The organism is Aggregatimonas sangjinii, from assembly GCF_005943945.1.
In the GTDB taxonomy this organism is placed as follows: Bacteria; Bacteroidota; Bacteroidia; order Flavobacteriales; family Flavobacteriaceae; genus Pelagihabitans; species Pelagihabitans sangjinii.
The window spans coordinates 4,387,672-4,411,271 of record NZ_CP040710.1; the positions used below are offsets into that span (position 1 = coordinate 4,387,672).

General features: G+C 40.7%; 28 protein-coding genes. 12 read left to right on the forward strand and 16 right to left on the reverse strand.

Going from position 1 to position 23,600, the window contains the following annotated elements; genetic code table 11:
* Window positions 1-21: 21 nt before the first annotated feature.
* Window positions 22-1,182 carry an alginate lyase family protein gene (locus tag FGM00_RS18235; RefSeq protein ID WP_138854295.1) on the forward strand — a complete coding sequence of 387 codons (1,161 nt, stop codon included), beginning with the start codon at window positions 22-24 and terminating at the stop codon, window positions 1,180-1,182.
* Window positions 1,183-2,320: 1,138 nt separating this feature from the next.
* On the opposite strand, the gene cls is transcribed toward FGM00_RS18235, so the two are convergent.
* Window positions 2,321-3,736: a cardiolipin synthase gene (gene cls, locus FGM00_RS18240; protein ID WP_138854296.1), complete on the reverse strand. Its 1,416-nt coding sequence runs from the start codon at window positions 3,734-3,736 to the stop codon at window positions 2,321-2,323.
* Between the two features lie 143 nt (window positions 3,737-3,879).
* Between cls and FGM00_RS18245 the strand changes: the two genes are divergently transcribed.
* Entirely contained in the window at window positions 3,880-4,290 is a 411-nt protein-coding gene (locus tag FGM00_RS18245) for an arsenate reductase family protein (RefSeq protein WP_138854297.1), read from the forward strand.
* 146 nt (window positions 4,291-4,436) lie between these two features.
* Here the strand turns inward: FGM00_RS18245 and FGM00_RS18250 are convergent, their stop codons facing one another.
* A complete protein-coding gene (locus FGM00_RS18250) occupies window positions 4,437-4,622 on the reverse strand; it encodes a hypothetical protein (protein ID WP_138854298.1) in 186 nt (61 codons plus the stop codon).
* Window positions 4,623-4,648: 26 nt separating this feature from the next.
* The gene (locus FGM00_RS18255) at window positions 4,649-4,813 is read right to left on the reverse strand and encodes a DUF1328 family protein (protein WP_138854299.1); all 165 of its coding nucleotides are present in this window, start codon (window positions 4,811-4,813) and stop codon (window positions 4,649-4,651) included.
* A 259-nt stretch (window positions 4,814-5,072) separates the two neighbouring features.
* Here FGM00_RS18255 and FGM00_RS18260 point away from each other — a divergent pair, with 259 nt between their 5' ends.
* Both FGM00_RS18260 and FGM00_RS18265 read left to right on the forward strand, forming a co-directional pair.
* Window positions 5,073-6,110, forward strand: coding sequence for a helix-turn-helix transcriptional regulator (locus FGM00_RS18260; protein WP_138854300.1), 1,038 nt, complete (start codon window positions 5,073-5,075; stop codon window positions 6,108-6,110).
* 308 nt (window positions 6,111-6,418) lie between these two features.
* Complete coding sequence (locus FGM00_RS18265) at window positions 6,419-7,444, forward strand: helix-turn-helix transcriptional regulator (protein ID WP_138854301.1); 1,026 nt, start codon at window positions 6,419-6,421, stop codon at window positions 7,442-7,444.
* A 7-nt stretch (window positions 7,445-7,451) separates the two neighbouring features.
* Here FGM00_RS18265 and FGM00_RS18270 read toward each other — a convergent pair whose 3' ends face one another.
* On the reverse strand, window positions 7,452-8,156 hold the full coding sequence (locus FGM00_RS18270) for an SOS response-associated peptidase family protein (RefSeq protein ID WP_138854302.1): 705 nt from the start codon (window positions 8,154-8,156) through the stop codon (window positions 7,452-7,454).
* A 235-nt stretch (window positions 8,157-8,391) separates the two neighbouring features.
* On the opposite strand from FGM00_RS18270, the gene FGM00_RS18275 reads away from it, so the two are divergent.
* The gene (locus FGM00_RS18275) at window positions 8,392-9,423 is read left to right on the forward strand and encodes a helix-turn-helix transcriptional regulator (RefSeq protein ID WP_138854303.1); all 1,032 of its coding nucleotides are present in this window, start codon (window positions 8,392-8,394) and stop codon (window positions 9,421-9,423) included.
* 126 nt (window positions 9,424-9,549) lie between these two features.
* Here FGM00_RS18275 and FGM00_RS18280 read toward each other — a convergent pair whose 3' ends face one another.
* Together FGM00_RS18280 and FGM00_RS18285 are read right to left on the reverse strand one after the other, a co-directional pair.
* Window positions 9,550-9,999 carry a ferritin-like domain-containing protein gene (locus FGM00_RS18280; RefSeq protein WP_138854304.1) on the reverse strand — a complete coding sequence of 150 codons (450 nt, stop codon included), beginning with the start codon at window positions 9,997-9,999 and terminating at the stop codon, window positions 9,550-9,552.
* Window positions 10,000-10,097: 98 nt separating this feature from the next.
* Window positions 10,098-10,364 carry a hypothetical protein gene (locus tag FGM00_RS18285; protein WP_138854305.1) on the reverse strand — a complete coding sequence of 89 codons (267 nt, stop codon included), beginning with the start codon at window positions 10,362-10,364 and terminating at the stop codon, window positions 10,098-10,100.
* A 247-nt stretch (window positions 10,365-10,611) separates the two neighbouring features.
* On the opposite strand from FGM00_RS18285, the gene FGM00_RS18290 reads away from it, so the two are divergent.
* Window positions 10,612-10,824, forward strand: a complete 213-nt coding sequence (locus tag FGM00_RS18290) for a hypervirulence associated TUDOR domain-containing protein (protein WP_138854755.1) — start codon at window positions 10,612-10,614, stop codon at window positions 10,822-10,824.
* Between the two features lie 31 nt (window positions 10,825-10,855).
* On the opposite strand, the gene FGM00_RS18295 is transcribed toward FGM00_RS18290, so the two are convergent.
* Window positions 10,856-11,926, reverse strand: coding sequence for a DNA topoisomerase IB (locus FGM00_RS18295; protein ID WP_138854306.1), 1,071 nt, complete (start codon window positions 11,924-11,926; stop codon window positions 10,856-10,858).
* A gap of 346 nt (window positions 11,927-12,272) precedes the next feature.
* On the opposite strand from FGM00_RS18295, the gene FGM00_RS18300 reads away from it, so the two are divergent.
* The 5 genes from FGM00_RS18300 (at window position 12,273) to FGM00_RS18320 (ending at window position 16,874) form a co-directional block, all read left to right on the forward strand.
* Complete coding sequence (locus FGM00_RS18300; protein ID WP_138854307.1) at window positions 12,273-12,986, forward strand: flavodoxin family protein; 714 nt, start codon at window positions 12,273-12,275, stop codon at window positions 12,984-12,986.
* A gap of 23 nt (window positions 12,987-13,009) precedes the next feature.
* The gene (locus FGM00_RS18305; protein WP_138854308.1) at window positions 13,010-14,314 is read left to right on the forward strand and encodes a DUF2254 domain-containing protein; all 1,305 of its coding nucleotides are present in this window, start codon (window positions 13,010-13,012) and stop codon (window positions 14,312-14,314) included.
* Between the two features lie 160 nt (window positions 14,315-14,474).
* Window positions 14,475-14,984 carry a Dps family protein gene (locus FGM00_RS18310; RefSeq protein ID WP_138854309.1) on the forward strand — a complete coding sequence of 170 codons (510 nt, stop codon included), beginning with the start codon at window positions 14,475-14,477 and terminating at the stop codon, window positions 14,982-14,984.
* Window positions 14,985-15,271: 287 nt separating this feature from the next.
* The gene (locus FGM00_RS18315; protein ID WP_138854310.1) at window positions 15,272-16,309 is read left to right on the forward strand and encodes a helix-turn-helix transcriptional regulator; all 1,038 of its coding nucleotides are present in this window, start codon (window positions 15,272-15,274) and stop codon (window positions 16,307-16,309) included.
* A gap of 13 nt (window positions 16,310-16,322) precedes the next feature.
* Window positions 16,323-16,874, forward strand: a complete 552-nt coding sequence (locus tag FGM00_RS18320) for a DUF3124 domain-containing protein (protein ID WP_138854311.1) — start codon at window positions 16,323-16,325, stop codon at window positions 16,872-16,874.
* A gap of 38 nt (window positions 16,875-16,912) precedes the next feature.
* On the opposite strand, the gene FGM00_RS18325 is transcribed toward FGM00_RS18320, so the two are convergent.
* From FGM00_RS18325 to FGM00_RS18335, 3 genes are read right to left on the reverse strand one after another with little or no spacing between them, the layout of a single operon-like run.
* Window positions 16,913-17,113: a hypothetical protein gene (locus FGM00_RS18325; protein WP_138854312.1), complete on the reverse strand. Its 201-nt coding sequence runs from the start codon at window positions 17,111-17,113 to the stop codon at window positions 16,913-16,915.
* Window positions 17,110-17,460: a hypothetical protein gene (locus FGM00_RS18330; RefSeq protein ID WP_138854313.1), complete on the reverse strand. Its 351-nt coding sequence runs from the start codon at window positions 17,458-17,460 to the stop codon at window positions 17,110-17,112. The genes FGM00_RS18325 and FGM00_RS18330 overlap by 4 nt, the downstream gene beginning before the upstream one ends.
* On the reverse strand, window positions 17,460-17,795 hold the full coding sequence (locus FGM00_RS18335; protein ID WP_138854314.1) for a YtxH domain-containing protein: 336 nt from the start codon (window positions 17,793-17,795) through the stop codon (window positions 17,460-17,462). Before FGM00_RS18335 ends, FGM00_RS18330 begins: the two co-directional genes overlap by 1 nt.
* Window positions 17,796-17,993: 198 nt before the next feature.
* On the opposite strand from FGM00_RS18335, the gene FGM00_RS18340 reads away from it, so the two are divergent.
* The gene (locus FGM00_RS18340; protein WP_138854315.1) at window positions 17,994-19,349 is read left to right on the forward strand and encodes an NAD-dependent succinate-semialdehyde dehydrogenase; all 1,356 of its coding nucleotides are present in this window, start codon (window positions 17,994-17,996) and stop codon (window positions 19,347-19,349) included.
* A gap of 69 nt (window positions 19,350-19,418) precedes the next feature.
* On the opposite strand, the gene hpf is transcribed toward FGM00_RS18340, so the two are convergent.
* From hpf to FGM00_RS18370, 6 genes are all read right to left on the reverse strand, one after another.
* Window positions 19,419-19,721: a ribosome hibernation-promoting factor, HPF/YfiA family gene (gene hpf / locus FGM00_RS18345; RefSeq protein ID WP_138854316.1), complete on the reverse strand. Its 303-nt coding sequence runs from the start codon at window positions 19,719-19,721 to the stop codon at window positions 19,419-19,421.
* A 5-nt stretch (window positions 19,722-19,726) separates the two neighbouring features.
* Window positions 19,727-20,170: a nucleoside deaminase gene (locus FGM00_RS18350; RefSeq protein WP_138854317.1), complete on the reverse strand. Its 444-nt coding sequence runs from the start codon at window positions 20,168-20,170 to the stop codon at window positions 19,727-19,729.
* A gap of 5 nt (window positions 20,171-20,175) precedes the next feature.
* Complete coding sequence (locus tag FGM00_RS18355) at window positions 20,176-20,781, reverse strand: nitroreductase family protein (RefSeq protein WP_138854318.1); 606 nt, start codon at window positions 20,779-20,781, stop codon at window positions 20,176-20,178.
* Window positions 20,782-20,891: 110 nt separating this feature from the next.
* Complete coding sequence (locus FGM00_RS18360) at window positions 20,892-21,776, reverse strand: sterol desaturase family protein (protein WP_138854319.1); 885 nt, start codon at window positions 21,774-21,776, stop codon at window positions 20,892-20,894.
* Between the two features lie 59 nt (window positions 21,777-21,835).
* Window positions 21,836-22,321, reverse strand: coding sequence for a monoheme cytochrome C (locus tag FGM00_RS20015; protein WP_236262847.1), 486 nt, complete (start codon window positions 22,319-22,321; stop codon window positions 21,836-21,838).
* Window positions 22,321-23,541 carry a sulfite oxidase gene (locus tag FGM00_RS18370; RefSeq protein ID WP_138854320.1) on the reverse strand — a complete coding sequence of 407 codons (1,221 nt, stop codon included), beginning with the start codon at window positions 23,539-23,541 and terminating at the stop codon, window positions 22,321-22,323. Before FGM00_RS18370 ends, FGM00_RS20015 begins: the two co-directional genes overlap by 1 nt.
* Between the last annotated feature and the right edge of the window lie 59 nt (window positions 23,542-23,600).

A 23,600-nucleotide genomic window follows, 5' to 3' on the forward strand; every position in this document is an offset into this window, starting at 1 on the left:
AAGTAGTCTAAAAGCGAGAAGATGCGATATACGATTGTTTTTTTGATTTTAATTTCGATGGGCTGTTCAAGGGCACAGCATAGCTATGACCACCCGATTTTCAAAAAGGAGAAAGACAGGGTCTTAGAGCTAGTCGCCGATTATGAAAATTTGGAACCTATTACGGTTACCGCTGCAGTTTGCGAGCGAAGTACGGGGGGCAGGAACGATTTTTATTCCGAGGGGGATTACTGGTGGCCAGATCCCGAAAACCCCGATGGACCATATATTCGCAAAGACGGGATGACGAATCCAGAGAATTTTACCGCGCACCGGACCGCGATGATTCGTTTCAGCCAAATTGCAGGTGCTTTGGGATCGGCCTATTTGATAACCAAGGATGCAAAATATGCCGAGCAACTACGCCCGCATGTTCTGGCATGGTTCTTCGATGAAAATACACGTATGAATCCCAACCTGCTATATGGGCAAGCGATTATGGGAAAAGTGACAGGGCGTGGTATCGGAATCATCGATACGATCCACCTGATGGAGGTGGCAAAGGCCTTTGGTGCTACCGAATCCTCTGGGGTTTTCTCAAAAGATGAAATCAAAGGAGTGAAAGAGTGGTTTACCAATTATTTGAACTGGATAACTACTCACGAATATGGGGTCGCCGAAAGGGATAATGGCAATAATCACAGTGTTTGTTGGGCGTTACAGGTCGCCGTATTCGCCGAACTGGTGAAAGACCAACCAGCACTAGAGTACGTACGCGAAATGTATAAAAATGTATTATTACCGAGACAAATGGCCGCAAATGGCTCGTTTCCCTTAGAACTCGAACGCACCAAGCCCTATGGGTATTCCCTTTTTAATATCGATGCTTTGACCGGGGTTTGTCAGGTAGCATCAACTCCGGAAAATAATTTATTTGCTTACACTACCGATGATGGTAGGGGTATTGCCAAAGGCATTGAATTTATATTTCCGTATACAAAAGATAAAAGCAAATGGCCTTATGCAAAAGATGTGATGTATTGGGACGAATGGCCGGTACGGCATCCGTATTTGCTTTTTGGAGGTCTTGCTTTTGAAAAAGAGTCCTATTTAGCCCTCTGGAATACTTTGGAGCCCAATTTCGATACGCCTGAAGTGGTGCGTAATATGCCCATTCGTTATCCCTTATTGTGGCTAAACTAGCATAAAAAAAAGGGATAAGACTTTTTCAAGTTGTATCCCTTTTCTGTTCCATTGAATTTCTAATGTTTTAACAGAGGTTATTTCCGCACACGGTGTAACGTATTTTTTTACTGTCTCTGCTACTTGAAAAAAGAATGGACTTTCGATTGACTGCTGGTAATTGATTGATGATTGTTTTCATGACGGTGTTGTTTTGTGCATTACCCTGCGGCAGTGCGATTGATGTCTGCTTCTTAAACCGTGATTAGCGGTTGAAATTTCGATATTGTGCCCATTGCACTCTTTTACTACTTCTAAAGGATGAAAAGTACTGACCGGTTTTTGATTCTGTTGCTGTTGCTGTGATTGATGCTTTCATGATTTTCGTTTTTTAACCTGAAATATGTTCAGGTGTGGATTGATGTTGTTTGTTGTTCTTTTTAATCGTGATTAGCGATTAAAGTTTCTGTATTGTGCCCATTGCACTCTTTTACTGCTTCTAAAGGATGAAAAATACTGTCCTGTTTTTGATTCTGTTGCTGTTGCGGTGATTGATGCTTTCATAATTTCTAGGTTTTGTTGTTTTAATGATGGTGTAAAGATGCTTCGAATTGTCTGGTAGGGAAAATTACATGTACCGAATCGTATTTTTTATGGGTTCAATTGTAGCTATTTCCTATCCAAAGAGCTTCTTAGCGATTAAAATTTCGGTACTGTGCCCATTGTATTCTTTTGCTGTTTCTCAATGATGAAAAGTACTGTCCTGTTTTTGACTCTGTTGTCGTTCTGTTGCTTGATGCTTTCATAATTTCTAGGTTTTTAATTGTTGATATCAAAATGACTTACAACTACTAGACGAGGTACTATCTGTTTTGTTACAGTACTATGTATAAAAAGGTACTATTTTATGAATTGATTAACAATTTTTAACAAAATTTCAAAACAATGATTATTTTAAATATCTAATAATCAAATGATTAAATATTGTTGGATTAAAATGTTAAAAATAGAGTGGAATTTATCTTAGCCGTAAAGAAGACAGAAAGGCGGTGTCTTGCAAAAGGGAGTAACGGTATTAAGGTATTTTAAAATCGGTTTCTATAACCTACGCAATGATAAGCCCGAGTACCTCTGGCATTGTGTGCCATCGCAGTCGCTTTTAAAGCAACGGACTAAAAAACTTGGCCAGGCCTTCCAGAAACTTTATCCATACGGGCCGTTTTTTAAATGTTTCATAATCCAGACAGATATCATCGGTGCAGTGCGCGTCGAACTCCTCGGTAATTTTCGTCGCCAATTCGGTATCATACAACAAGGCGTTAGTCTCAAAATTATGCTCAAAACTGCGGTAATCGAAATTGCCGGAACCTACTGATGCTATTTCCTGATCGATTACGATGACCTTACTATGGGAAAAATCGTGGCGGGTATAGATTTTGACCCCTACGGCCAACAGCTCCCGAAAACAGGAGGCCATACTGTATTTGGCCATTAAGGAATCCGATTTTTTGGGAACGAGTAGACTAACCTCCACCCCACTTAAAGCGGCTATTTTTAATGCCTCCAGCACAGGCAGTCCGGGTATGAAATAGGGGTTCGCTATACAGATACGGTTCTCTGCCAAATTGATCATGGCAATGTATTGTTGCATGATGGCCGGCTGTTTAGAGTCGGGACCACTGGAGACGATCTGCGCGGTCATTTCTCCTTTTGTTGGTATTTTTGTTAGGTACTTAGAGGTATCCAATAAGTCTTTTTTTTCGGAAGAGGTATGGTAGTCCTGCAAAAATATTCGATGCAGGCTATTCACAACGGGACCCTCCAATTTCACATGAAAATCTTTCCATATTCCCAGATTCGAAATTGGGCGTATGTATTTATCCGATACGTTTACCCCACCCGTAAATCCCGTATGGCCGTCAATGATGAGTATTTTACGATGATTTCGATAATTCAGTCGGTATAGGGTATTTCCGAAACGCAGGGGAAGGATAGAATGCGTATCTACCCCGATATCCCGAAAACGTTTAATGGTCTTGCCGCGAAGCCCGGAGCTACCCAATGAATCATATATCAAACGCACTTGCACACCTTCTTCTGTTTTCTGCTTGAATAGTGTATAGAAGGTATCTGTAAGTTCACCCTTCTCGATAATGTAATACTGCATGTGAATATAGTTCTCGGCCTTCTTTATAGCCTCGAAAATACTTTGGAAGGTCTTTTCCCCGTCATTTAAAAGCGTAATCTTATTTCCCTCATATGCCGACATTAGACTATTGTTCTTCACCAATCTCGCCAGTTTTGCTTTTTTTCGAAGGTCGAAATTCCGGAGCGATTCCTGTTCCTCTTCCGGAATGTCGAACAACTTTCTCCGCTCAGAGTGCTTCAGCCTAAAAATCTTGAATTTTCGGCGATTGACCCCGAATAGATAGTACAATAGAGGTCCCGCAAAGGGAAAGACAATTGCCGTAAGTACCCAACTTATAGATTTTGTGGGTCGCGAGCCATGAAAGACGATACTTGCAATAGCCCATAATGTAATAATTATATAAAGAATTAACAGGGCTGTATTCATTAGTCTAAAATAACGATTTCGAGTTAAGTGCTGATGCCTTTACGGTGGATGGTTCTATCAAATAGTGCTAGTATCTACAGCAAATGAGTCTCCACGGAAACAAAGGATTGAATATCTTTAAAAAAAATTTAAAAAATACAATTATGGGAGTCATCGCCAAACACGAGAACAAAATTACATTATACTATCATTCCGATACGGCTATCGGGAAACAGACCAAAGCCTACCTGGCATCAAGCGAGAAGGATATATTGCCCATTGACTTGGCACAACAGAACCTCACCGGTACCCAATGGGCCGAAATTGCCAAAGGGCTGGGAAAAAGCGCCAGTGACTTAATAGACAAGGAGCATCCCACTTTCGTTGACGAATACGGTGATGACCGCATTGAGATGGACGAGCACCAGTGGTTAAAGATTTTAGACAATCGCCCTGAAGTGATCATTTGTCCGATTTTAATCGTTGGGGAGGCTTTTTACGAGATTTCGACACCTTCGGACATTATGGCGCATATTGAAGCTGACAGCGCTGGTTTAAACGAACGCGGAAAATAGCGTCCGCTTCACTTTTTCTCTTACCTCGATTTTAGAGATAGCGCCCCATTCGGTCTTTGATAACCATAAGGCGGTAGGGCAAAATAAAAGGCGAATACTTTAAACGTATTCGCCTTTGGGTTGTAAACTACTTCTTCAACGGCTATCTAGTTATCGTCAACCGCATCTTCGATTTCATCACCGGCATCATCTACGGCATCTTCCACATCTTCACCTACTTCTTCTACGCCATCTTCGATTTTTTCCCCTGTGGTTTTTTCTCTACAGCTCGAAATGGAGAATACGAATACAGCTGTTAACATTAGCATTAAAAATTTTACTGATTTTTTCATAATAATACAGTTTCTATTAGTGATTGTTATAATATTTTCTTTCTCCCGCTAATTAAAGATACTACAAATAATACAAGGAATATAAAGAATAATACTTTGGCGATGGTGGCAGCACCTGCAGCGATACCCCCGAAACCAAATATACCTGCAATAATGGCTAAAATGATAAAAGTGATGGTCCAACGTAACATAGGATTTGCAATTTAAAGGTTAACATTACTTTAATCAGTAACGACTCAACTATTTTGGTTGACCCAAATATCGGTAGAAGCAACACGTTCAATGAATGGTATAACACCTATTCTTGACTCATATGGATTTTTCTAAGTAAAAGAATATCAAATAGATGTGTGGTCTGTGCTCTGTTTGGTACGCGACAGGTAAATTTTCAAATTGCTATAGATAGCACGATAGATTGTATTACCTTTAGAAGCATAACAATTTACTGAAATGGTCGAGAAATTAGGCATACGGGATTTGAATGTGCACGATGTGATAAAGGACATGGCGAAGAATTTCGGTATTTCATATGATGAAGAACATCATGAAATGTGTATTCGTATCCCCGATGAATTGGGATCGGGCTATGTAAAAGCAATCCAATTCGAGAACGGGCTTGGTATTTTAGAATCGGACTACCTCTTAAAAAAGAAATTCCATATTGAAATGCAAAAGGGGGTAATACATCCCTTAAAGATAATTTTCAATCGTGAATCGGCTTTTGATCATAAATTTAACGGGAAGGAAGAGGAACATCGTATAGATCATCTTGAGAGCGCTATCCTGTCAAGCAACTCTAAACATACGCACGTCTTTAAAATGCCCGCAAATGAACCTATCTGCACTTTTAGTATTCAAATCAACCGAAAACTTTTCGAAAAGAAAATAGACGCTTTTCTTTCCGATATGGATGAAAACACGGAAACCTTATTTCGTGATGTAAACGGAATCAATCTCTACTTTCATAAGAGCCATTATAGTTTGGACATTTCTCGGTTTATAGAAGAATTTACCGAATGTGAACTCCAGGGCTTCATGAAAGCCGTATATCAGGAGGGCAAAGCGTACGAAATTCTTACCCATCACCTTAAACAGTATTTAGATGATTTGAATGAGCCCGACAAACGTAAAATCCTGCGACAGTCTACGGTTAATCGTATCGAAAAGGCAGTTGACCTCATAAAGGAAGAAATCGCTACGGTCGGTAATGTGGTTGCGTTGGCCAATGACGTTGGTCTCAACCAGAATACGCTACAGGCCGGATTTAAGCAGTTGTACGGGAAGTCGGTAAATCAATTCATACGCGATGAGCGAATAGAAATGGCCAAAGACCTCATTGAGACCTCGAATATGAATATTACGGAAATTACGTATGCGATCGGTATCAACTCTAGAAGCTATTTTTCCAAGTTGTTCAAGGAAAAATTTTCGGTAAGTCCGAAGCATTATCTACAAAAAATTCGGGAAGAGGGCCGAAAGACCTCCTAAAAGTATTTCCTCGATTATGCCTAAACAAGTCTTCCAGTCCACATGATCATACTAAGAAGAGTTGTCTTCCGATTCTACGACAAAATATTCCCTTGCTTTTCTGCCGGCAGCCGATTCTTTGTTTTCTTCTAAAATTCCGCTTTAGGCTATACTAAGATATATTTTAAGATTGTTTAACAATTTTTCCATTAAATTAAACGAGAAAGTGCTCATTTGTGTTAGTTTGAGTTTCAATACTGTTAATGTGTAGTAGCATTTCGCCATTTCTTTGTAAGGCAAAATTTAAATGTAGATAGGAGAGGTTTCTAATGAGAGAAATTGTTATAACTAGTACAAAAGACGATGTTATTCTTGAGCAGCTTAATGTATGCTTGGAAGGCGATCTGACCGATAATTGGGGTGAGCGTGTGCTTACCTTCGATAATGCCTTAGGCAAAGGCGTGGTTCGCAGCATATCTTTTGACTGGGGCGTATCGCTGTTAGATTGCGATGTTATGTTCAATGAGGATGTAAAAATCGTATTTCAGACCTCCAGCGTAACGCCCATTGAATTCGTTTTTATTTCAAAGGGTTCTTTCAAGTACAATGCCGATGATACTGAAGAAATTATAGACCTGGAGCAATACCAGAATATTATTTTGGCACCGAAACGATATTCTAAGAAAACTTTTATGTTCCCACCCGATCGTCAGATCAAGGTAAATTTTATTCGGATACTTCGAAAAGAGTATCTCAAGAAAAAAAATAACAATGTTACATTTTTAAATGAACTCCTTTTGTCGGTGTTCAATGATGAGAATGCAAACCTACCGTATAAACATAAAGGTAGTTTCAGTTTAAAAATTGCAGATGAGGTGAAAGCGTTAAACGCCGTATATGACAGCGGTATCATGCGTACTTTATCCTTGGAAGGCCGCTTGTACCTTATATTGGCCATGCAATTGATGGAGCATCACAACTTCGAGAATAAAGTAACGCTCCCTGAATCCTTGTCAAAAAGTGACATTAAAAAAATACATGAACTGTCTCAATATATTGTCGATAATATTGCCAATCCGTTGTCGGTAGTAATTTTGGCAGAGCAATCCGGCTTGAGCCCTAAGAAACTGCAATTGGGTTTTAGGGTGCTATATTCCAAATCGGTAAACGAGTACATTAGGCAATTGAAATTGGAAATTTCCAGAGATTACCTCAAAAACACCGAATTATCCGTCTCCGAAATCGTTTATGCCATTGGGATAAAAAGTAGAAGCTATTTTTCGAAGATTTTTTCTGAAGCCTATGGCATTTTGCCTACAGAGTATCGTAAACATTTATTGAAGAAAGAACTTTAGCCAACTCTCATTCGTCTGTAGGTAGATTGCCATAATCATACGGCCCGAGCATACTGTCGTAAGAGATATTTTGATTGAAGAACTCTTTTTCAATAGGAGTTGCATGCAATTTATTATCGTGGTCCTGCCCCAAGAATTCCTTTATTTCTTTCGGTCGAAGGGAATCATCAAGATAAATATCCGCCAGACTCTCTTTGATAACAATAGGCATTTTGTCTCCGACATTTTGAAACTTTTTGATAAAGTCGTCGGCTTTTTTTACCAATAGGGAGCATGTGATAAAACCATCCTCTAAAACATTATATACACCCGCAAGATAAAATGGGGCTCCGGATTTTAAACCAATATGATACGGATAAACCTTCCCGTCTCGAAGATAGCAGGTAAAGAAGCCCGTAACGATAAAGAGACACCTTCTGTGCTTAAAGGGTCTGGAATACCAGAGATCTGACGTTATTCCGGCATAATCAAAGTGTAATGTATTGGTCACGTTTTGAAAAGCGGTCCACTCGTCTGTGTATTCCTCTGGAAGAATACCCCAAATACCCAAGGAAATCAATTCGGGCTGTTCCGCTGTTACAATAGAAACATTGGTCTCTATCAAACCATTTATGACTACTTCAGGTTTGTAGAGATTAGGGTGTTTGAAAGACAAACCTAACCTTCGCTCGATCCTCGACCGTTCCGCAGTATTTGAAAGTTTATAGTACATAAGGTTTGCTTAGAAGATGCAAGTAACGAAAAGAGCGATAGTATCATTGTTTCAATTAAGATAAAATGTAACCCATTAAAAATTAATTGTTTAAGCAAAATTCTTAAATCGCTGATTTTTACGCAATAACGTTAAACATTTATTTTAAATCGGTAAGGCCGTACTGTCTGTAATGGTAATTTTGAGGTAAGATAAAGTAATAGGTCTAAAAAGGTCTTTGAAAAATTTGTAAATTATGGAAACTAGAAAAAAAAGGGCAAAGCAAGAACTCGAATCCTTGGCAGCGCACCTTGTAGGCGAGGTAGTTTACGAGAATGGTGTACAGGTACTTAAAGTCAGTAATGAGATTGGAGAAGGACAGGTACAATGTATCTGTTTCGACGATGGTCTTATTGCCATGGAGTTCGATGTAGCATTAAAGCAGAATATTTCTGTGCTATTGAACGAGAAGCAAGGCGATATGGTGTATTTTCTATATTGTCTGGAAGGGAATTGTCTTCATAAATTCCAAAAAGATGAAGTGATTACCAAATTGGAAGAATTGCAAACGGCTGTTGTTTCAAACAGCACGGAGCTGTTGAGCGAATTATTGATCCGTAAGGATAGTCGATTGATTTTAAATCTTATTAGAATCGATAGAAAGAAATACGTTAAGAAATTCAAGAAAGATTTTGAAGGTTTTGACCAGAAGACTTTGCAATTTCTTGATTCGTTCAATGATCATAAAGGGTATTTTCACCTGGGGAAGATAAACCTTGAAATAGGAGAGCTCATCAAGATGCTTGAAAATGCGAAATTCGTAAACGACTTGTCGACACTGATGCAGTTCGAAGGTATTTGCCATCTGATACTTGCAAAGCAAATCGAGCAATTCAGATTTGAAATGGAATTTGGAAAGAGCCCTGCGACCACATTATTAAAGCGGGAACTAAAGGATATTGGGGAAGTCAGTGATTTTATCAAAAATTATCCGGAGGTACAGCATACTATTACCAATCTGTGTTCCAAATCGGGCCTTTCCGCAGCAAAACTGCAACAAGGCTTTCGTTTCATACATGACATGACGGTTGGCGAGTTCGTTCGCGATACCCGTTTAAAAAGAGCCCGTCATCTATTGCAGACCACAGAGATGAACATTTCCGAAGTGGTCTATACCATTGGTTTGACCAGCAGGAGCTATTTTTGTAAGATTTTCAAGGCCAAATACCGTTGTAGTCCAAAGCAATACAAAAAAAATGTACTGCAAAAGCAGCAAATCGAGGCGTAGTTTCAATCTAAAAAATCTCCTACGGTCCATCCTCTGGGATAGTCGGGTTCAAGAAATTTTTTATCAGCAAAAAGGCCCTTCCGAGATTTATCTCGGAAGGGCCTTTTTTGGTTTTGATTACTTCGTTTAACTAATGTCTTCCAATCGCTTGATAGTGTTCAAGCCATTTTCAATATGACTTTTTTGTGTTTTCAACAAAGACGCCGTAGTTGAGGGTAACGAAGTTTCTCCCAAAATATCATCATATTCTTCCACTGCCGCTTTTTCTCCCCTAATAGCCTCTTCCAACATCGATTCTGCATCATCGGCAGAAAATAACGCTTTCACATCCATCCAGGTACGGTGTGCTGCACCCGTGAGACTACCTCCTTTATCAACCTCCTGACCAAACGATTTGATTTCTGACTTTAAATCATGTCCGAAGTCATAGCGTTCCTGAGCTTTTTTTTGAAAAAATTCTTTCAATGGGGTGTTGTCGGTATTCTCGGCCGCTTTTTTAAACCCTTTTTCAGCGTCATAGGTCTTTTCTAAAAGGTCATTCAATTTATTGCCTACTGTTTCTGTGTATGTACTCATAATCTTTAAAATTTTTTAGTGAGTGATAACTTTTTTAATTGGATGCCTATCACATTACATCCGAATCGCACCAATAGTGTTTTCAAATGAAAACTTTTTTAATGCCGATAGAAGGGATTACGACTTTTAAAGCCTTCGATTTTTTGTTTCAACTTTTCCCTCGATTCAATAGTCGACTCCTGTTCTGAAGTAATCGACAATGATTGATGAATCTCGATAAAGGGTAAAATCCGTTTCTCGGTATTCTGTTCGGCCGAAGGGGCAATTGTTCGAGCTTGTTTAATAAAAGGAAAGATGAGCAGAACGAATATTCCCAATACCGAACCAATAAGGAGTATGATATAAGGAGAATTGGATGCAAACATAGTTACGCGATTTTTTTATAAAATTAGGTACATACAAACTAATCGGTTTGTTTAAAAGATGAAAGTATTGACTCATTCAGGCCGGCCCTCACCATAGAACCTATTGGGTTAAAAACTTTCCTTTTTGGTGCCAGTTCAAATTGTAGTTGTATCTTAATTGTGTTAATTTCAAATGTTCGATGAAGCTATGGCTTGGCAACAGACGAAGGCGAAAAACGACATTAATTTGTCACTTAAATCAAAAATGATGATACGAGAAGGAACTAAAGTAAAATGGAAATGGGGCAACGGAACTGCAGAAGGTAAAGTTCAAGAGACCTATACCAGTAAAGTTACCAAAACCATTAAAGGAACTACTGTTACTCGGGATGCTGATGACGACAACAAAGCGCTGTATATAAAACAGGATGACGGCGACCATGTTTTAAAGAGTGAAAGCGAAGTAGAAAGAGTTGATTAAAGACTGCGTTCTCAAGGAATAGGGTCGAGATTCAAGCTTCCGTCAAGGTAGGTTTATGGGCTTTGATGAGGTCTAAGACAACTTGTTCGGAGGGAGAGAAAAAAGGAGCATTATCATTGATAGCATCTACTTTATCAAACGCTTCGCCAAGGTTTCCCGATTCGTATTGCCGGGCAAGCATCGGGTGAACATAATATTTTCTGCAAACATTTCGCGTATTGCCCAGCTCTTTCGCAGTACTGTCGTACGCCCTTAAAATATTCTTTTGTATTTGCTTTGGCGTCTTTGGAGTTTTAAGGGCCATTAAACTCTCGAAAAATATGATGGAACCGGACCAAGTCCTGAAATCTTTTGCGGTAAATAGGGCACCGCTGATTTTGTGCAGGTAATCATTCACCATACCACTATCTACCGAATGTTTGTCGCCCTTAGCATCGTAATATTGGAACAATTCCCATCCCGGAATTTCCTCACAGCGGTTTACCAATCTGATCAAGCGTTTATTGCGCAGCGTAATCTTGTGCTGTTTTCCTTTCTTGCCCTTGAATTCAAATTTTAGGGCATCTTTGAACGTGTTTACATGTCGCGTTCGTAAGGTCGAGAGACCATAGGTTTTATTTCTTTTCGCATATTGCTCATTACCTATCCTGATGTGGGTTTCCTCCATTAAGCGTATGATGAGCGCGAGAACTTTAGATTTCGTCCAATCTTTCTGATCTAAATCCTGATCCACGCGTTCCCGTATCTTCGGTAATTGTTCCCCGAAGGAAATCATCTTATAAAATTTGGTCTGATTGCGTACTTTGGTCCATGTAGGATGATAACGGTATTGCTTTCTACGTTTCGTATCCCTTCCTACGGCCTGTAGATGCCCATTTGGCAAATGCGTGATTCTGACGTTCTCCCATGCTGGGGGTATTACCAAACCCTCAATTCGTTTCAACTGGTCCTCTTCCTTCAACAATGAACCGTTCGCAGCATACTCGAACGCTTTATTTTTCTTAATCCTATTGATGGTTAATTCGTCATCATTGACATAGGTAAGGTCTAAATGCTCAATAGCTATTTCAGGCTCTTTGAGCAATAATTCTAAGAACTCCATATCTTTTAAGGATCCTACCACTTTTATGCGCTGTGTTGAAAGGTTTGAATGTACACTATGAAAAGATAGTGTTATGACTGATGATAGAAAAGAAAATGGTCCCAATATAAACGTATAATGGAACCATTAACCTACAATCAACCAAACATTTTTTATGGCCCTATTTTCTTAGTATCTTAATAGGGAACAACACAAAAATAGGAAGGTTATGCTACGATGGAGTGCTATATCGGTTAATTGATTAACGTTTTTGCGTTGCCCCATAATTTTTCATGTCAAGAGTAGTATCTTTTCGACAATGATAGCGCAAAGCATGCCTCCATTTTAATTTTATGAAGCCACAGAAATGAAAAAAGACACTGATTTTTCCGAACTGAGCGCAGTTTATATCAACTGTACTTTAAAAAATTCCTCGAAACAAAGCCACACAGAAGGTTTGATGCGGGTCTCCATGGCTATTTTGAAGGCTGAAAAGGTGTCCGTCGAGTACTTGCGTTTGGCTGACCACGAAGTGCCGGTAGGGTTAGTGCCCGATATGACCGAAGAAGGTGCCGAAAAGGATGACTGGCCCGATATCTATAAAAAAATAATGAAGGCCGATATCTTGGTTATCGGTACCCCCATTTGGTTGGGCGAACGTTCTTCGATAGCGTCGAAATTAATAGAGCGGCTCTACGGCATGAGCGGAAAAACAAATGATAAAGGGCAGTATATTTATTACGGCAAGGTAGGTGGTTGTGTCATTACCGGAAATGAAGATGGTATAAAACATTGTGCTATGGGCATGCTTTACGCGCTACAGCATCTCGGCTTTAGTATTCCCCCACAAGCCGATTGCGGTTGGATCGGCGAAGCCGGCCCGGGCCCCAGTTATATGGATGAGGAATCGGGAGCGAAGAATAATGAGTTCACCAATCGGAATACTACTTTTATGACGTACAACCTATTACATATGGCAAAAATGTTGAAAGCGAACAAAGGGTATCCTGCATATGGTAATTCGCGGGAGGAGTGGGACGATGGCACGCGGTGGAATTTCGACAATCCAGAATACCGCTAGGCCAATACGCAAAAATTATTTTCATGAAGAATCCGGTCAAAGTTCTGTTCAAATATTTAAAGCGTATTTATTTTAATGCGCTGCGAAGTATTGCATTTTATCCCGTACTGATAACCTCGTCATTTCTCTTGATTTCCATCATCGTACTCTATCTGGAAAATACGGGAGTGTTCAACAATTGGAAACAAAGTAGTTCCTATCTATTTGTACAGGATTATGAAACGGCCCGCACGTGGCTCTCTGCGCTTATAGGGGGTATCTTATCGCTTACGGTATTCAGTTTTACCATGGTGATGTTGGTGCTAAATCAGGCTTCGGCGAATTTTTCACCAAGATTGCTTCCAGGATTGGTTGCCAATAAAAAGTATCAGATCATACTGGGTTTTTACATCGGCACACTGCTCTATTGTATCGTAGTCTTAATTTCGTTGGGTGCATATGGTTCCAAAACGGGCTCCTCAGGACTCTCGATTACACTGTCGGCGGTATTCGCCTTGCTTTGTATTTCTATGTTCGTATACTTTATCGATACCATCTCCAAAGCGATTCAGATACGTAACATTATAGAGGTCGTCTCCAGCTCCTGTATGGAAAGTATTAAGGAATTTCAAGACGATCAGACGGGAGCTGTCATCGGCTTGAAGGACTATGATACTCAAGGATGGTCTGAAATAGCATGTATTACCTCTGGTTATTTCAGGGGTTTTGATACCAAGCTGCTTTCTGAAGAATTTAAAGATTCGGTAAACCAAATTGAAGTTATCCCCTACGTCGGGCAACATCTTTGGGAGGGAGATGCGATATTTAGAACGGAGCAAAACCTTTCAGCCGATGAAATTGAAAACCTCTTGTTCTGTGTATATATGTCTTCCGACAGACATGTTGAAAATGATGCCTCGGGAGGTATGGTGCAACTCATGGAGATTGCGGTCAAGGCACTTTCCCCAGGAATAAATGATCCCGGAACAGCTTTGGATGTACTTTCCCATCTCGGTAATCTAATGGCAAAGCATATGGCTTTTCCGGCCATGAGTTCCTCAACGGTGGAAAATAGTTCCTTGGTAATTTTGAGAAATTACATTACCACTCCAGAGTTATTGCGAATCGTTATTCAGCCAATTCGGGCTTATGGAAAAAGCGATAGTTCTATTATGAGTGAACTGGTGCGCGTCCTGATTTTTTTACTTAGACAAAAAGGTGTCTCACCCTTGTCTAAAAAAGCTTTGGAAACAGAGCTTGAGGCGTTGAAAATAGATTTGGAAGAGAATATTGGCAATTCAATCGATAGGGCGTATACGTCAACTATCATGAATTCTACTTATGATTGATGGGAATAGGGCGACTGTTTTTTCGCTCCACGGCGAACTAAAAACAACTCAAATTGAAAAGGTATCTTAATTTGGAATGAAATACGTCACATCCCATCTTGATACAGCTAACGAAAATCGATTTTACCATTTATTTTTGTGAAGAATAAAAAATAGCATTATGAAATATTTAAATATAGACGACAAAGAACTGGTTCCCGTCATCAAGGAACTCAACACCTTATTGGCAGATTATCATATCTACTATCAAAAACTAAGAAGTTTTCATTGGAACGTGTTGGGAAAGAATTTTTTCGATCTTCATATCAAGTTCGAAGAGCTTTATGGTGATGCCAGAATAAAAATCGATGAGATAGCGGAACGCATCTTAACCTTGGGGCATCATCCAGTCAGTAATTTTAGTGATTATTTGAAGAATTCCTCGCTTGAGGAAGTTTCTGCATTTATACCGGATACCGAAATGGTTGAGGAACTGCTTTCGGACCACAAAGCGATACTAAAGCAGATGAAAAAGATAATCGATACCGCTGGCGATGCCGGCGATGAAGGAAGTATCGACTTGATTGGGGCTTACATTCGCGAATTGGAGAAGGCGAGCTGGATGCTGAACGCTTGGAATAAGAATACAGATGACCAGTTGAAAATCGCAAAGTCGACAAGAAGCTCCTAGGAACAACAGAAAATATGAATCATTTTAATAACCCCTCCAACGAGGGGTTATTATTTGGTCTCATTTGAAGTACTATGGAACAATAGAACAGTTCTGAAATCTTATAGGCACCTTCCTTGAACCTTTGCCGGATTTTGGAATATTCCGTGGTTTGGAGTAAAAAATGAGCACCATAGTATAAACCGTAAGCATACTTAGGGTTATTTTTGTTGTGAAAGCAATTTAATTTGGTATTCGAGCCGTACTCAATTTTTGAGTGTAGCGTCTTTACCATGAATTCAATACCTATGACAGAGATTATCGTCAATGCCGAAAGCGTAGAAGGTACAGTGAAACAGATTCAGGCTGTGATCGGTGGCCTTATTCAAGAAAGATGGGGCGAATATGTATTATTGGTCGATAACGAAAAGGCAAAAGGAAACATCCGTTTTATAACATTCGACTGGGGCGTTAGCCTTCTGGAGTATGATATTGTTTTCTTTGATACGATAACCTTGATAATGGACGCTTCAGCATATAATCCCATCCACTTTTCCTATTGTCTGGAGGGGGAATGTGGTCATCGATTCGATTATGAGGATGAGAGCAACATAAAGACCTTGGAGCAGTTTCAATCGGTAATCATCACCAGTAAGGATGGCGGATTCAACTACGGTTACTTCCCTAAGAACAAAAAACTCGCCATCAACGTCATTCAGATCACCAGAAAACAGTTTCTCAAAAAGCGTCTGAACAATGTGGATCAGTTAAATGAAAAACTCTACGAAGTATTTCTCGACAAGGATCACAACAACACTTATGCGTATTATGGGTCCTACAATCTTAAAATGGCCGATAAAATCGGGGCGCTGCGAAAGGTTAAAACAAAGGGCATGATACGTATTATGCAGATTGAAGGCCTAGTTTACGAAATTCTTTCGTTACATATTTTGCAACATGACAAGGCCGTTAAAAATAAATTACCGGTGACCGGCCTCTTGCGTAGTGAATTGAAAACGGTGCGCGACCTGGCCAAAAGAATCGTAAAAAACCCATCATTCGAATATTCGCTCGATAAATTATCTTTACAATCGGGACTATCGCAGGCAAAATTACAAGAGGGGTTTAAATTGCTCTATACCCGCACGGTTACTGAATACATTCGACACATCAGATTAGAAAAAGCTAGGGATTTGATCAAGACAACAGATTTAAATATATCACAGATTGTATATACCATAGGCTTTAGTAGCCGTAGCTATTTCAGCAAGATATTCAAGAACAAATACGGTATCAGCCCTAGTGAATTTCAAAATCACGTAGTGGTCACCTCAGAAGCCGTATAACACAAATCATATTATGAAACCAATTTTTTTTGCCATATCCCTTTCAATACTCGTAATTACGTTTGTTTCGTGTACCGATAAAAGTCCAAACCGGAACGCTCAAGGCCAAGATGAGCTTGAATCGTTGGAAATAGAACAACCAATCGTCAAGAGCGATATCCATTATAATAATATCATTTATGTGCCTATTTATTCCGACATCTATTTTGACGATGCCAATCAAAAGAACTTATTGGCAGCAACACTGAGTATCAGAAATACAAGTTACACCGACTCGCTCTACGTTTCCAAAATCGATTATTTCAGTACCGATGGTACATTGGTTAAAAGTTATATTGATAACCCTATTAGCCTTAGACCCATGGCTTCAGTTAATTATGTGGTCGCCACACAAGACGATACGGGCGGGGCAGGGGCTAACTTTATAGTAGCCTTAAGTTCCAAGAGTACCGATCTTATGCCGCTGGTTCAGGCCATCATGGTTGGTAAGAACGGTAACAAGGGATTTGCATTCTCTACCGATGGTTATTCTATTCGTCAGAAACAAAAAAAGGAAACCCCATAATAGGATTTCCTTCTTGAATACTGATATAAGGGAATAATTTACCTAAAAATTCTTCGAAGTAGATATAGAAGACCGTATTTTTTTGCAAAAGAAGCTATAGTACCCAACCAATTTGGAGTACTAAAATCCTCTTTTACGTCGTGCTTAAGGCCTTTAAGCTCCTCAAGGGCGATTTGTCTTTCAAGATTCAACCGTTTCAAATCCCTGTTAATTTCCTCAAAATTGCGGTAATTTGTCATTTTACAAAGAATTTTTCAGATAATTTCTTGATTACGAAATTGTCGAATTTTGTTCGAAGAAGGAACAAAATAAAACCTAGGAGAACAAGAATTACAGCAATGATAATACACGCCTGTACATTGTCGCCAAGATACTCGCCTAGACTCATAGTGGCCGCCACTATAAGCAGAATAAGCCCGATAAGTAACAAACTCCCAATAATAGCTGCCTTGAAGAGCATACCCATGCTAATGCTCAATACCTGAAACACCTTGAGTTTATAGTACTCTTGGGTTTTTTTATAGTATTGTTCGCCAACATCTACCGCCTTGTTCGAGGTTTCGTTTAAAGATTCGAATACGCTCATTATGCTTTATTCTGTTGTAATTTTTTATTTTTCGCCTTTAATTCGGCAAGTTTCGATTCCAAAGTAGTGATAACGTCCTCGGTCTTGTAACTAACATCGCTCATTATGCTATTCACTTTTGTTTCTAAAGTTTCCGATTTGGCAGAAATCTGATCGGCCATTTTATCGCGTAGTTCATACGCGCCTTCCTGCAATTGGTCCCTAGTATTTGCAGCTTGTTCGGCAATCCTTTTCCTAGTTATTTCACCCTTTTCAGGAGCGAATAGGATTCCTAGTGTCGCACCAATTGCAGATCCGATAATGACTCCTAATAATGTATTTTCGTTGTTGCTCATATTATAATATTTTAAGATTAGTTAAACGTTGAGATTTATCTCTAGTAGTGCAAAGATGTCTAAAAGAGTGATTTAAGCTTGACTCTAATCATTCAATTCTTAACGGGAACACCCCCGTTTTGATACTGTTAAAAATAAATCGTATCAAACTAGGGTAAACTAAGATACAACCTTACATTTAAAAAAAAACCTAAAGTGATGATAGAAACAAAGAATCCTGCCGACGGTACACTCCTTAAAACCTACGAAGAACATACGGCAAAAGAACTGAAGGTAATCTTGGGAAAAGCCGATGAGGTTTTCACTTCATGGAAATCAACCGAAATCGCGGAACGAACTGAACTACTTCAAAATGCCGCTAATATACTTGGAGAGCGAAAACAGGACTTTTCGGAGCTGATGACGAAGGAAATGGGGAAACCCATTAGCCAAAGTATAGCGGAAATTGAGAAATGTATTTGGGCTTGCGAGTTTTATGCAGTAAACGCAGAAGACTTTTTGGCAGACGAGCTCATCGATACCTATGCCGAAGAAAGTTTTATAAGCTATGACCCGCTGGGCTGCATTTTGGGCATTATGCCCTGGAATTTTCCTTTTTGGCAGGTCATACGCTTTGCGGCACCCACATTGACCGCTGGGAATACGATTCTTTTGAAACATGCGGCCAATGTAACAGGTTGTGCTTTTGCCCTGCAGCAATTGTTCGAGGAGGCAGGCTACCCCAAGGGGTGTTTTCAGACCATTGTTGCGGGACACGATGACATTGAAAAGCTCATCGCGAACGATTCCCTAAAAGCGGTAACGCTCACGGGCAGTGAAAAGGCGGGTAAGGCCGTCGCTGCAATCGCCGCAAAGCATCTGAAAAAGTCGGTTTTGGAACTTGGTGGCAATAACGCCTGTGTAATCTGGGAAGATGCCGACTTGAAAAACTATATTGAAGTGATGGTGAATGCTAGGATGCAGAATAATGGACAAAGCTGTATCGCTGCCAAACGATTTATTGTTGTGGATGCCATATACGATGAATTTTTGAAGCAATTCGAGCGTGCCGTTTCAAAGTTGCAAAAAGGAGATGCCATGCAGAAGGAAGCCTATATAACTGTTTTGGCCACTTCCGACATTGCCGATACCGTTGAAAAACAGGTCAATGATTCCATAGCCATGGGAGCAAGGGTACATTTTGGGAACACACGGGACCATACGTATTTTGAACCTACCATACTCACCGAAGTCGTTGCCGGAATGCCTGTGTTCGACCAAGAGGTCTTCGGACCTGTCGCTGCTGTAATACGTGCAAAGGATAGGGATGATGCGATAGCACTGGCTACAAATTCGCGGTTTGGTTTAGGCACCATGCTATTTACTGAAGACATTGCTGCTGCCCGAAAGACGATAGGTTCGATTCCCGATGGGTCTTTCTTTATTAACGACATGGTCAAATCCGATCCCCGTTTGCCTTTTGGTGGTACGAAGGCTTCAGGCTATGGAAGGGAATTATCTCAAGAGGGCATTATGGAGTTTGTCAACAAAAAGACGGTGTACATCAAAAAATAGATGCCGTAAGGGAAATAAGGGCCATTTTTCAAGGATGGCCCCTATCATGGTATAGATTCGGGGGGAATGCTATAAACCTGGGTTCATTTTATCTTTCTTTTTTTCGAGTTGACTGTTCAGGTCGCGAAACGTTTCTGCAATGGCGGCCTCGAAGCTAATCTCATTTGAGGAAGCGAACAATCGAGGTCCTGGCATACTCAATCGGATGTCGCAAATTTGCTCTTTCTCATCCGAGCGATTTTCTTTTTTAAAGAATATGTCCGCACGGTGAACGAACGGAAATTTCTTTTCAAGATGTTCTAGTTTCTCTTTTACGATGGTCTTTAGCCTATCGCTTGCCGTAATATCGTGGTATTCAAAAATGGTATCCATAGTAGTTATTTTTTCCAAACCGCTATCGCTTCATCGCGTAACAGTTGTTTCATATTAAATTCGTGATGTCGTTTCATAGCGGAAGAATTATAGAACATGTCAGAATAGATATATCCATATTCTTTAGCATCCAAAGCCGAGGCTCCGAAGTAAATAGCCTTAAAACCTGCCCAGTAGCAGGCGCCCAAGCACATCATACAGGGTTCACAGCTCGTATATAGTTCACAGTTGGAGAGATTGTTTTTCCCGATTAAACCGCAAGCTTCCCGTATAGCTTTTGTTTCGGCATGCTGGGTGCAATCACCACTTCCTTTTACCGTATTATGCACAGCCACCATAGCCTTACCATCGCAAACGATTACCGCCCCGAACGCACCTCCTTTAGGACTATCAGCCCCTTTTTTTGCCAAGGCTATAGCCTGCCGCATAAAATTTTCATGCTGTTCCATGGGATTTAAGAACGGTCTTTCCAACTTCCTTCAAAAACAAATTCAGAATGGGGCTTTCGCTCTCTTTCTCCGGTTTCCTGTTCTCTAAGGTCTTCAGGGAGTTTGTTCAAGTCACCACCGTAATATCCTAAGGCGATTGCTGTTGTTACATGAAATCCCTCCGGAACGTCAAAAACGTTTTGCGCTTTTTTCCAATCGATGCCCGCCATATGATGCATGGCAATATTCATACTCTCCGCTTGCATGCTCATGTTGCCCAGACTCAATCCCAAATCGTGTAAGGCATGAAAATTATCGTCTCCTTCATCTGTCTTTTCCTTATAAGCGGTAAAGATTAGCAAAGGTGCATTCTTGGCCCATTTTTGATTGAATTCACTCATGCAATCGATCATTTTGTCATAAGCCTTACTTCCTTTCTTCGCATAGATAAAACGCCAAGGCTGTCTATTGTATGAACTTGCCGCCCAACGAGCCGCCTCGAACAAACGATTTATCTCATTCTGGGGAATGGGTTTTTCATCGAAAACCCTAGGACTCCATCTCGATTTTAAAGGGGCTAAAATTTCGAATGCCGTTTCTGCTTTTTTCTGCTTTTGCGATACTGTTTCCATAAAGATTTTTAGTACAAATTTCGAGCTTAACAATCAATTCCCTTGATGCATATGACATCTAGGTTAACCTAAATGCATTTAATGATAAGGAATAGTCTGGATCGATTACGCTATAGCTTCTTTCTTGGACGATAGCCGAAGCCATGTACCAGTTGCCCTAAAAAGGTTTTCGGTAGATTTTCCTCCCCGGGATAGCCGATTTCTATCGTACCACTCGCTTCGGGAACATAAGCTGTTTTAAAAAGATAGTCCCATAGACTAAGGCTAATGCCAAAGTTCACACCGGACCTACCCTTGGGCAAGACATAGGCATGATGGTAGAGGTGCATTACCGGGTTGTTGAGCACATATTTTAGTGGTCCCCAAGTAATTTTGATGTTGGCGTGGTTGAAATGGCCGATGGCAATAGCGATAAAATGTACGATATAGGCTTGCTCCGGTTCAAAGCCCCCTAAAATCATCACTCCGAATGTCTTTAAAGGTTTGTAGAGTATGTTCTCCATCCAATGGTAACGAAGGTGCGCGGCGAAGCCCATTTCTTTTACGCTATGATGTATTTTATGGTATTGCCAGAGTACGGGATATTTATGTAATAAAATATGGGTGAACCATTGTACAAAATCGAGCACGATAAAAAAGACAAGCAATTGCACCCAAGACGGCCAACCAGAAGGGTCGACCAATGCCAAACTTTTCGCGCTTACACCTATATCGGAAAAGAAAAGCTGTAAGACCCTGTATACCCCGCTTATGGCAATAGCGAACAGAAAGAAATTGAAGAACATGTAAAAAGCATCAAGCCAAAAATCTTTTCTGAAAATAGACTGTTCTTTTCGCCACGGAAAAATGATTTCCAAAACCCATACGAAAAGTGATATCGCGATCAGCCCCCAAAAATAGTTCGTGTACCAGGGTACCTCGAAAATGATTGATTTCCAGGTCCATTGAATCGTACCATTAAAAGCACTTACAAAAGCGTCTAGATATTTCTCCATAGCTCTAGTAAAATTACATAATCGTTGAAAAGCGCCGAGGGCATTTTACAAAAAGTACATCATTGCTTCAACTCGTACCACTCGATATTGGTCAGCTTTTGTCTGCGACCCTTACCAATTGGGGCATAATAGGTGGCGAGATAGTTCACGATGGGTTCCTCGTTCTTACCGAGGTCCCACAGGTTTTGGGTTTCTTGCATCCAGCGGATAGTGGCGGTCCAACGTTCGGCCGACATACGGTTTTGTGTGACTAGTTTGGCGGAATGGCAGCTGGTACAATTATTTACGACCAGCATGAGTCCGTCGCCCGCGGCGAGCCATGTGCGTATATGAATCCCGTTTTCGATTTTGTCAGGGTCCTCTGCTTCCTTCTCTGAGACTTCAATATATTCTCCATCGTCCGTATCCACAGAATATGTGGAGGGCGCAAGGTCCACCAACAAAAACACCAAAACTATAACCGCAATCGTCAAAATAACGACGAAAGTTGCCTTTAATTTATTTTGCCTAGCCGTCACCTTATTAAATTTCCCTTTATTTTTCACTACGCAATTTTTACGGCAATTCGATGACAGGCGTTGTTCAGGTACCCTTTGGGGTTCCAACCGGGCAACAGCATGGGTTGTGCTTTGCCTTGGTTATCGGTAGCCCGCGCCCAAACTTCGTAATAGCCTTTTTTTGGGAATGCAACTTCTGCCTTAAAATGCTGCCAGGCCAATCGGTTTACCGGTTTTTCAAGCGAGTAAAGCTGCCAAGTGCTACCAAAGTCGATGGAGTATTCCATCTTCGAAACCTCAAGCTCGCCGGCCCAAGCGTGGCCACGTATTTGAAGGGTTTCCCCACTTTTTAGAATCGCACCACTTTTTGGATAGGTAATCAGCGATTTTACCGGCATCGATTGAATGATACACATGTCGACATTTGCTACCTCATCGCCCGGGGCTACGGGATTGCAAGGCACGCGGTAGGCCGTTCCCATCATTTTTTCGCCATCATGTACCCTATTACGAACGCTGATACCGTTCAACCATTTTCCCGAAGCGGATGCAGGCCATCCACCGGCGATCAATCGCAACGGGAACCCGTGTACGAGGGGAATGGCTTCTCCGTTCATTTGAAAGGCCAGCAAGGTTTCTAGCTGTAGGGCTTTTGCCATGGGCACTCCACGGGAAATAGGCTCTTTTGAGGGGTCACCACTTAAATGGGTATCTGCCGCATGATAGCCGATATACATCGCATCGTCCGTAACACCTACATCGGCTAGGACATCCTTGAGACGAACACCGGTCCATCTGGCACAGCCGACGGCCCCAATAGTCCACTGGTTTCCTTTTGCCGGAGGGTCGAACTCACTGCGTCCGTTGCCACCACATTCCAGACAGAGCTGGTACGTATACTGCTTAAATTTTGATTTCAATTCCGCCAGCGTGTAGGTTTTTTCTTGGCGTACCGATTCCCCATCGAACGTCAAGGTCCATGAATCTGCATCTATATTTTCGGGAACCCTTCCGTTGTTTCGTATAAACAGGAATTTGTTCGGGGTGATGGCGTCATCCAGTAAATGCGCCTGCGCTTCCATATTCCAAGGCTTGTCGTTTAATAAGACCATCTGACTGTCTTTGTCAAAAAGGGTGAAAGGGTCGGGGTCTTGAAGGCCCAATAGATTGTAACCGTCAGGAAGACGGTTTCCGAAAACGACATCGTATCCGATGGTGGATGCAATAGATGCCAACATAGTTTTCGAAACGAAGCTTCTTCTTTTCATGATACCGTTAAAAGTAAAGATTATTATCTAGCTTTTGAGCTACCTCTAAAGTCTGTTTG

Coding starts and splice junctions, on each gene's coding strand:
- FGM00_RS18340 (WP_138854315.1), top strand. CDS start 17,994: ATGATAGAAACAAAGAATCCTGCCGACGGTACACTCCTTAAAACCTAC.
- FGM00_RS18250 (WP_138854298.1), bottom strand. CDS start 4,622: ATGAAAAAATCAGTAAAATTTTTAATGCTAATGTTAACAGCTGTATTC.
- FGM00_RS18320 (WP_138854311.1), top strand. CDS start 16,323: ATGAAACCAATTTTTTTTGCCATATCCCTTTCAATACTCGTAATTACG.
- FGM00_RS18235 (WP_138854295.1), top strand. CDS start 22: ATGCGATATACGATTGTTTTTTTGATTTTAATTTCGATGGGCTGTTCA.
- FGM00_RS18245 (WP_138854297.1), top strand. CDS start 3,880: ATGGGAGTCATCGCCAAACACGAGAACAAAATTACATTATACTATCAT.
- hpf (WP_138854316.1), bottom strand. CDS start 19,721: ATGGATACCATTTTTGAATACCACGATATTACGGCAAGCGATAGGCTA.
- FGM00_RS18270 (WP_138854302.1), bottom strand. CDS start 8,156: ATGTACTATAAACTTTCAAATACTGCGGAACGGTCGAGGATCGAGCGA.
- FGM00_RS18325 (WP_138854312.1), bottom strand. CDS start 17,113: ATGACAAATTACCGCAATTTTGAGGAAATTAACAGGGATTTGAAACGG.
- FGM00_RS18265 (WP_138854301.1), top strand. CDS start 6,419: ATGAGAGAAATTGTTATAACTAGTACAAAAGACGATGTTATTCTTGAG.
- FGM00_RS18255 (WP_138854299.1), bottom strand. CDS start 4,813: ATGTTACGTTGGACCATCACTTTTATCATTTTAGCCATTATTGCAGGT.
- FGM00_RS18280 (WP_138854304.1), bottom strand. CDS start 9,999: ATGAGTACATACACAGAAACAGTAGGCAATAAATTGAATGACCTTTTA.
- FGM00_RS18275 (WP_138854303.1), top strand. CDS start 8,392: ATGGAAACTAGAAAAAAAAGGGCAAAGCAAGAACTCGAATCCTTGGCA.
- FGM00_RS18305 (WP_138854308.1), top strand. CDS start 13,010: ATGAAGAATCCGGTCAAAGTTCTGTTCAAATATTTAAAGCGTATTTAT.
- FGM00_RS18350 (WP_138854317.1), bottom strand. CDS start 20,170: ATGGAACAGCATGAAAATTTTATGCGGCAGGCTATAGCCTTGGCAAAA.
- FGM00_RS18260 (WP_138854300.1), top strand. CDS start 5,073: ATGGTCGAGAAATTAGGCATACGGGATTTGAATGTGCACGATGTGATA.
- FGM00_RS18295 (WP_138854306.1), bottom strand. CDS start 11,926: ATGGAGTTCTTAGAATTATTGCTCAAAGAGCCTGAAATAGCTATTGAG.
- FGM00_RS18330 (WP_138854313.1), bottom strand. CDS start 17,460: ATGAGCGTATTCGAATCTTTAAACGAAACCTCGAACAAGGCGGTAGAT.
- FGM00_RS18315 (WP_138854310.1), top strand. CDS start 15,272: ATGACAGAGATTATCGTCAATGCCGAAAGCGTAGAAGGTACAGTGAAA.
- FGM00_RS18355 (WP_138854318.1), bottom strand. CDS start 20,781: ATGGAAACAGTATCGCAAAAGCAGAAAAAAGCAGAAACGGCATTCGAA.
- FGM00_RS18290 (WP_138854755.1), top strand. CDS start 10,612: ATGATACGAGAAGGAACTAAAGTAAAATGGAAATGGGGCAACGGAACT.
- FGM00_RS18300 (WP_138854307.1), top strand. CDS start 12,273: ATGAAAAAAGACACTGATTTTTCCGAACTGAGCGCAGTTTATATCAAC.
- FGM00_RS18335 (WP_138854314.1), bottom strand. CDS start 17,795: ATGAGCAACAACGAAAATACATTATTAGGAGTCATTATCGGATCTGCA.
- cls (WP_138854296.1), bottom strand. CDS start 3,736: ATGAATACAGCCCTGTTAATTCTTTATATAATTATTACATTATGGGCT.
- FGM00_RS18310 (WP_138854309.1), top strand. CDS start 14,475: ATGAAATATTTAAATATAGACGACAAAGAACTGGTTCCCGTCATCAAG.
- FGM00_RS18285 (WP_138854305.1), bottom strand. CDS start 10,364: ATGTTTGCATCCAATTCTCCTTATATCATACTCCTTATTGGTTCGGTA.
- FGM00_RS18360 (WP_138854319.1), bottom strand. CDS start 21,776: ATGGAGAAATATCTAGACGCTTTTGTAAGTGCTTTTAATGGTACGATT.
- FGM00_RS18370 (WP_138854320.1), bottom strand. CDS start 23,541: ATGAAAAGAAGAAGCTTCGTTTCGAAAACTATGTTGGCATCTATTGCA.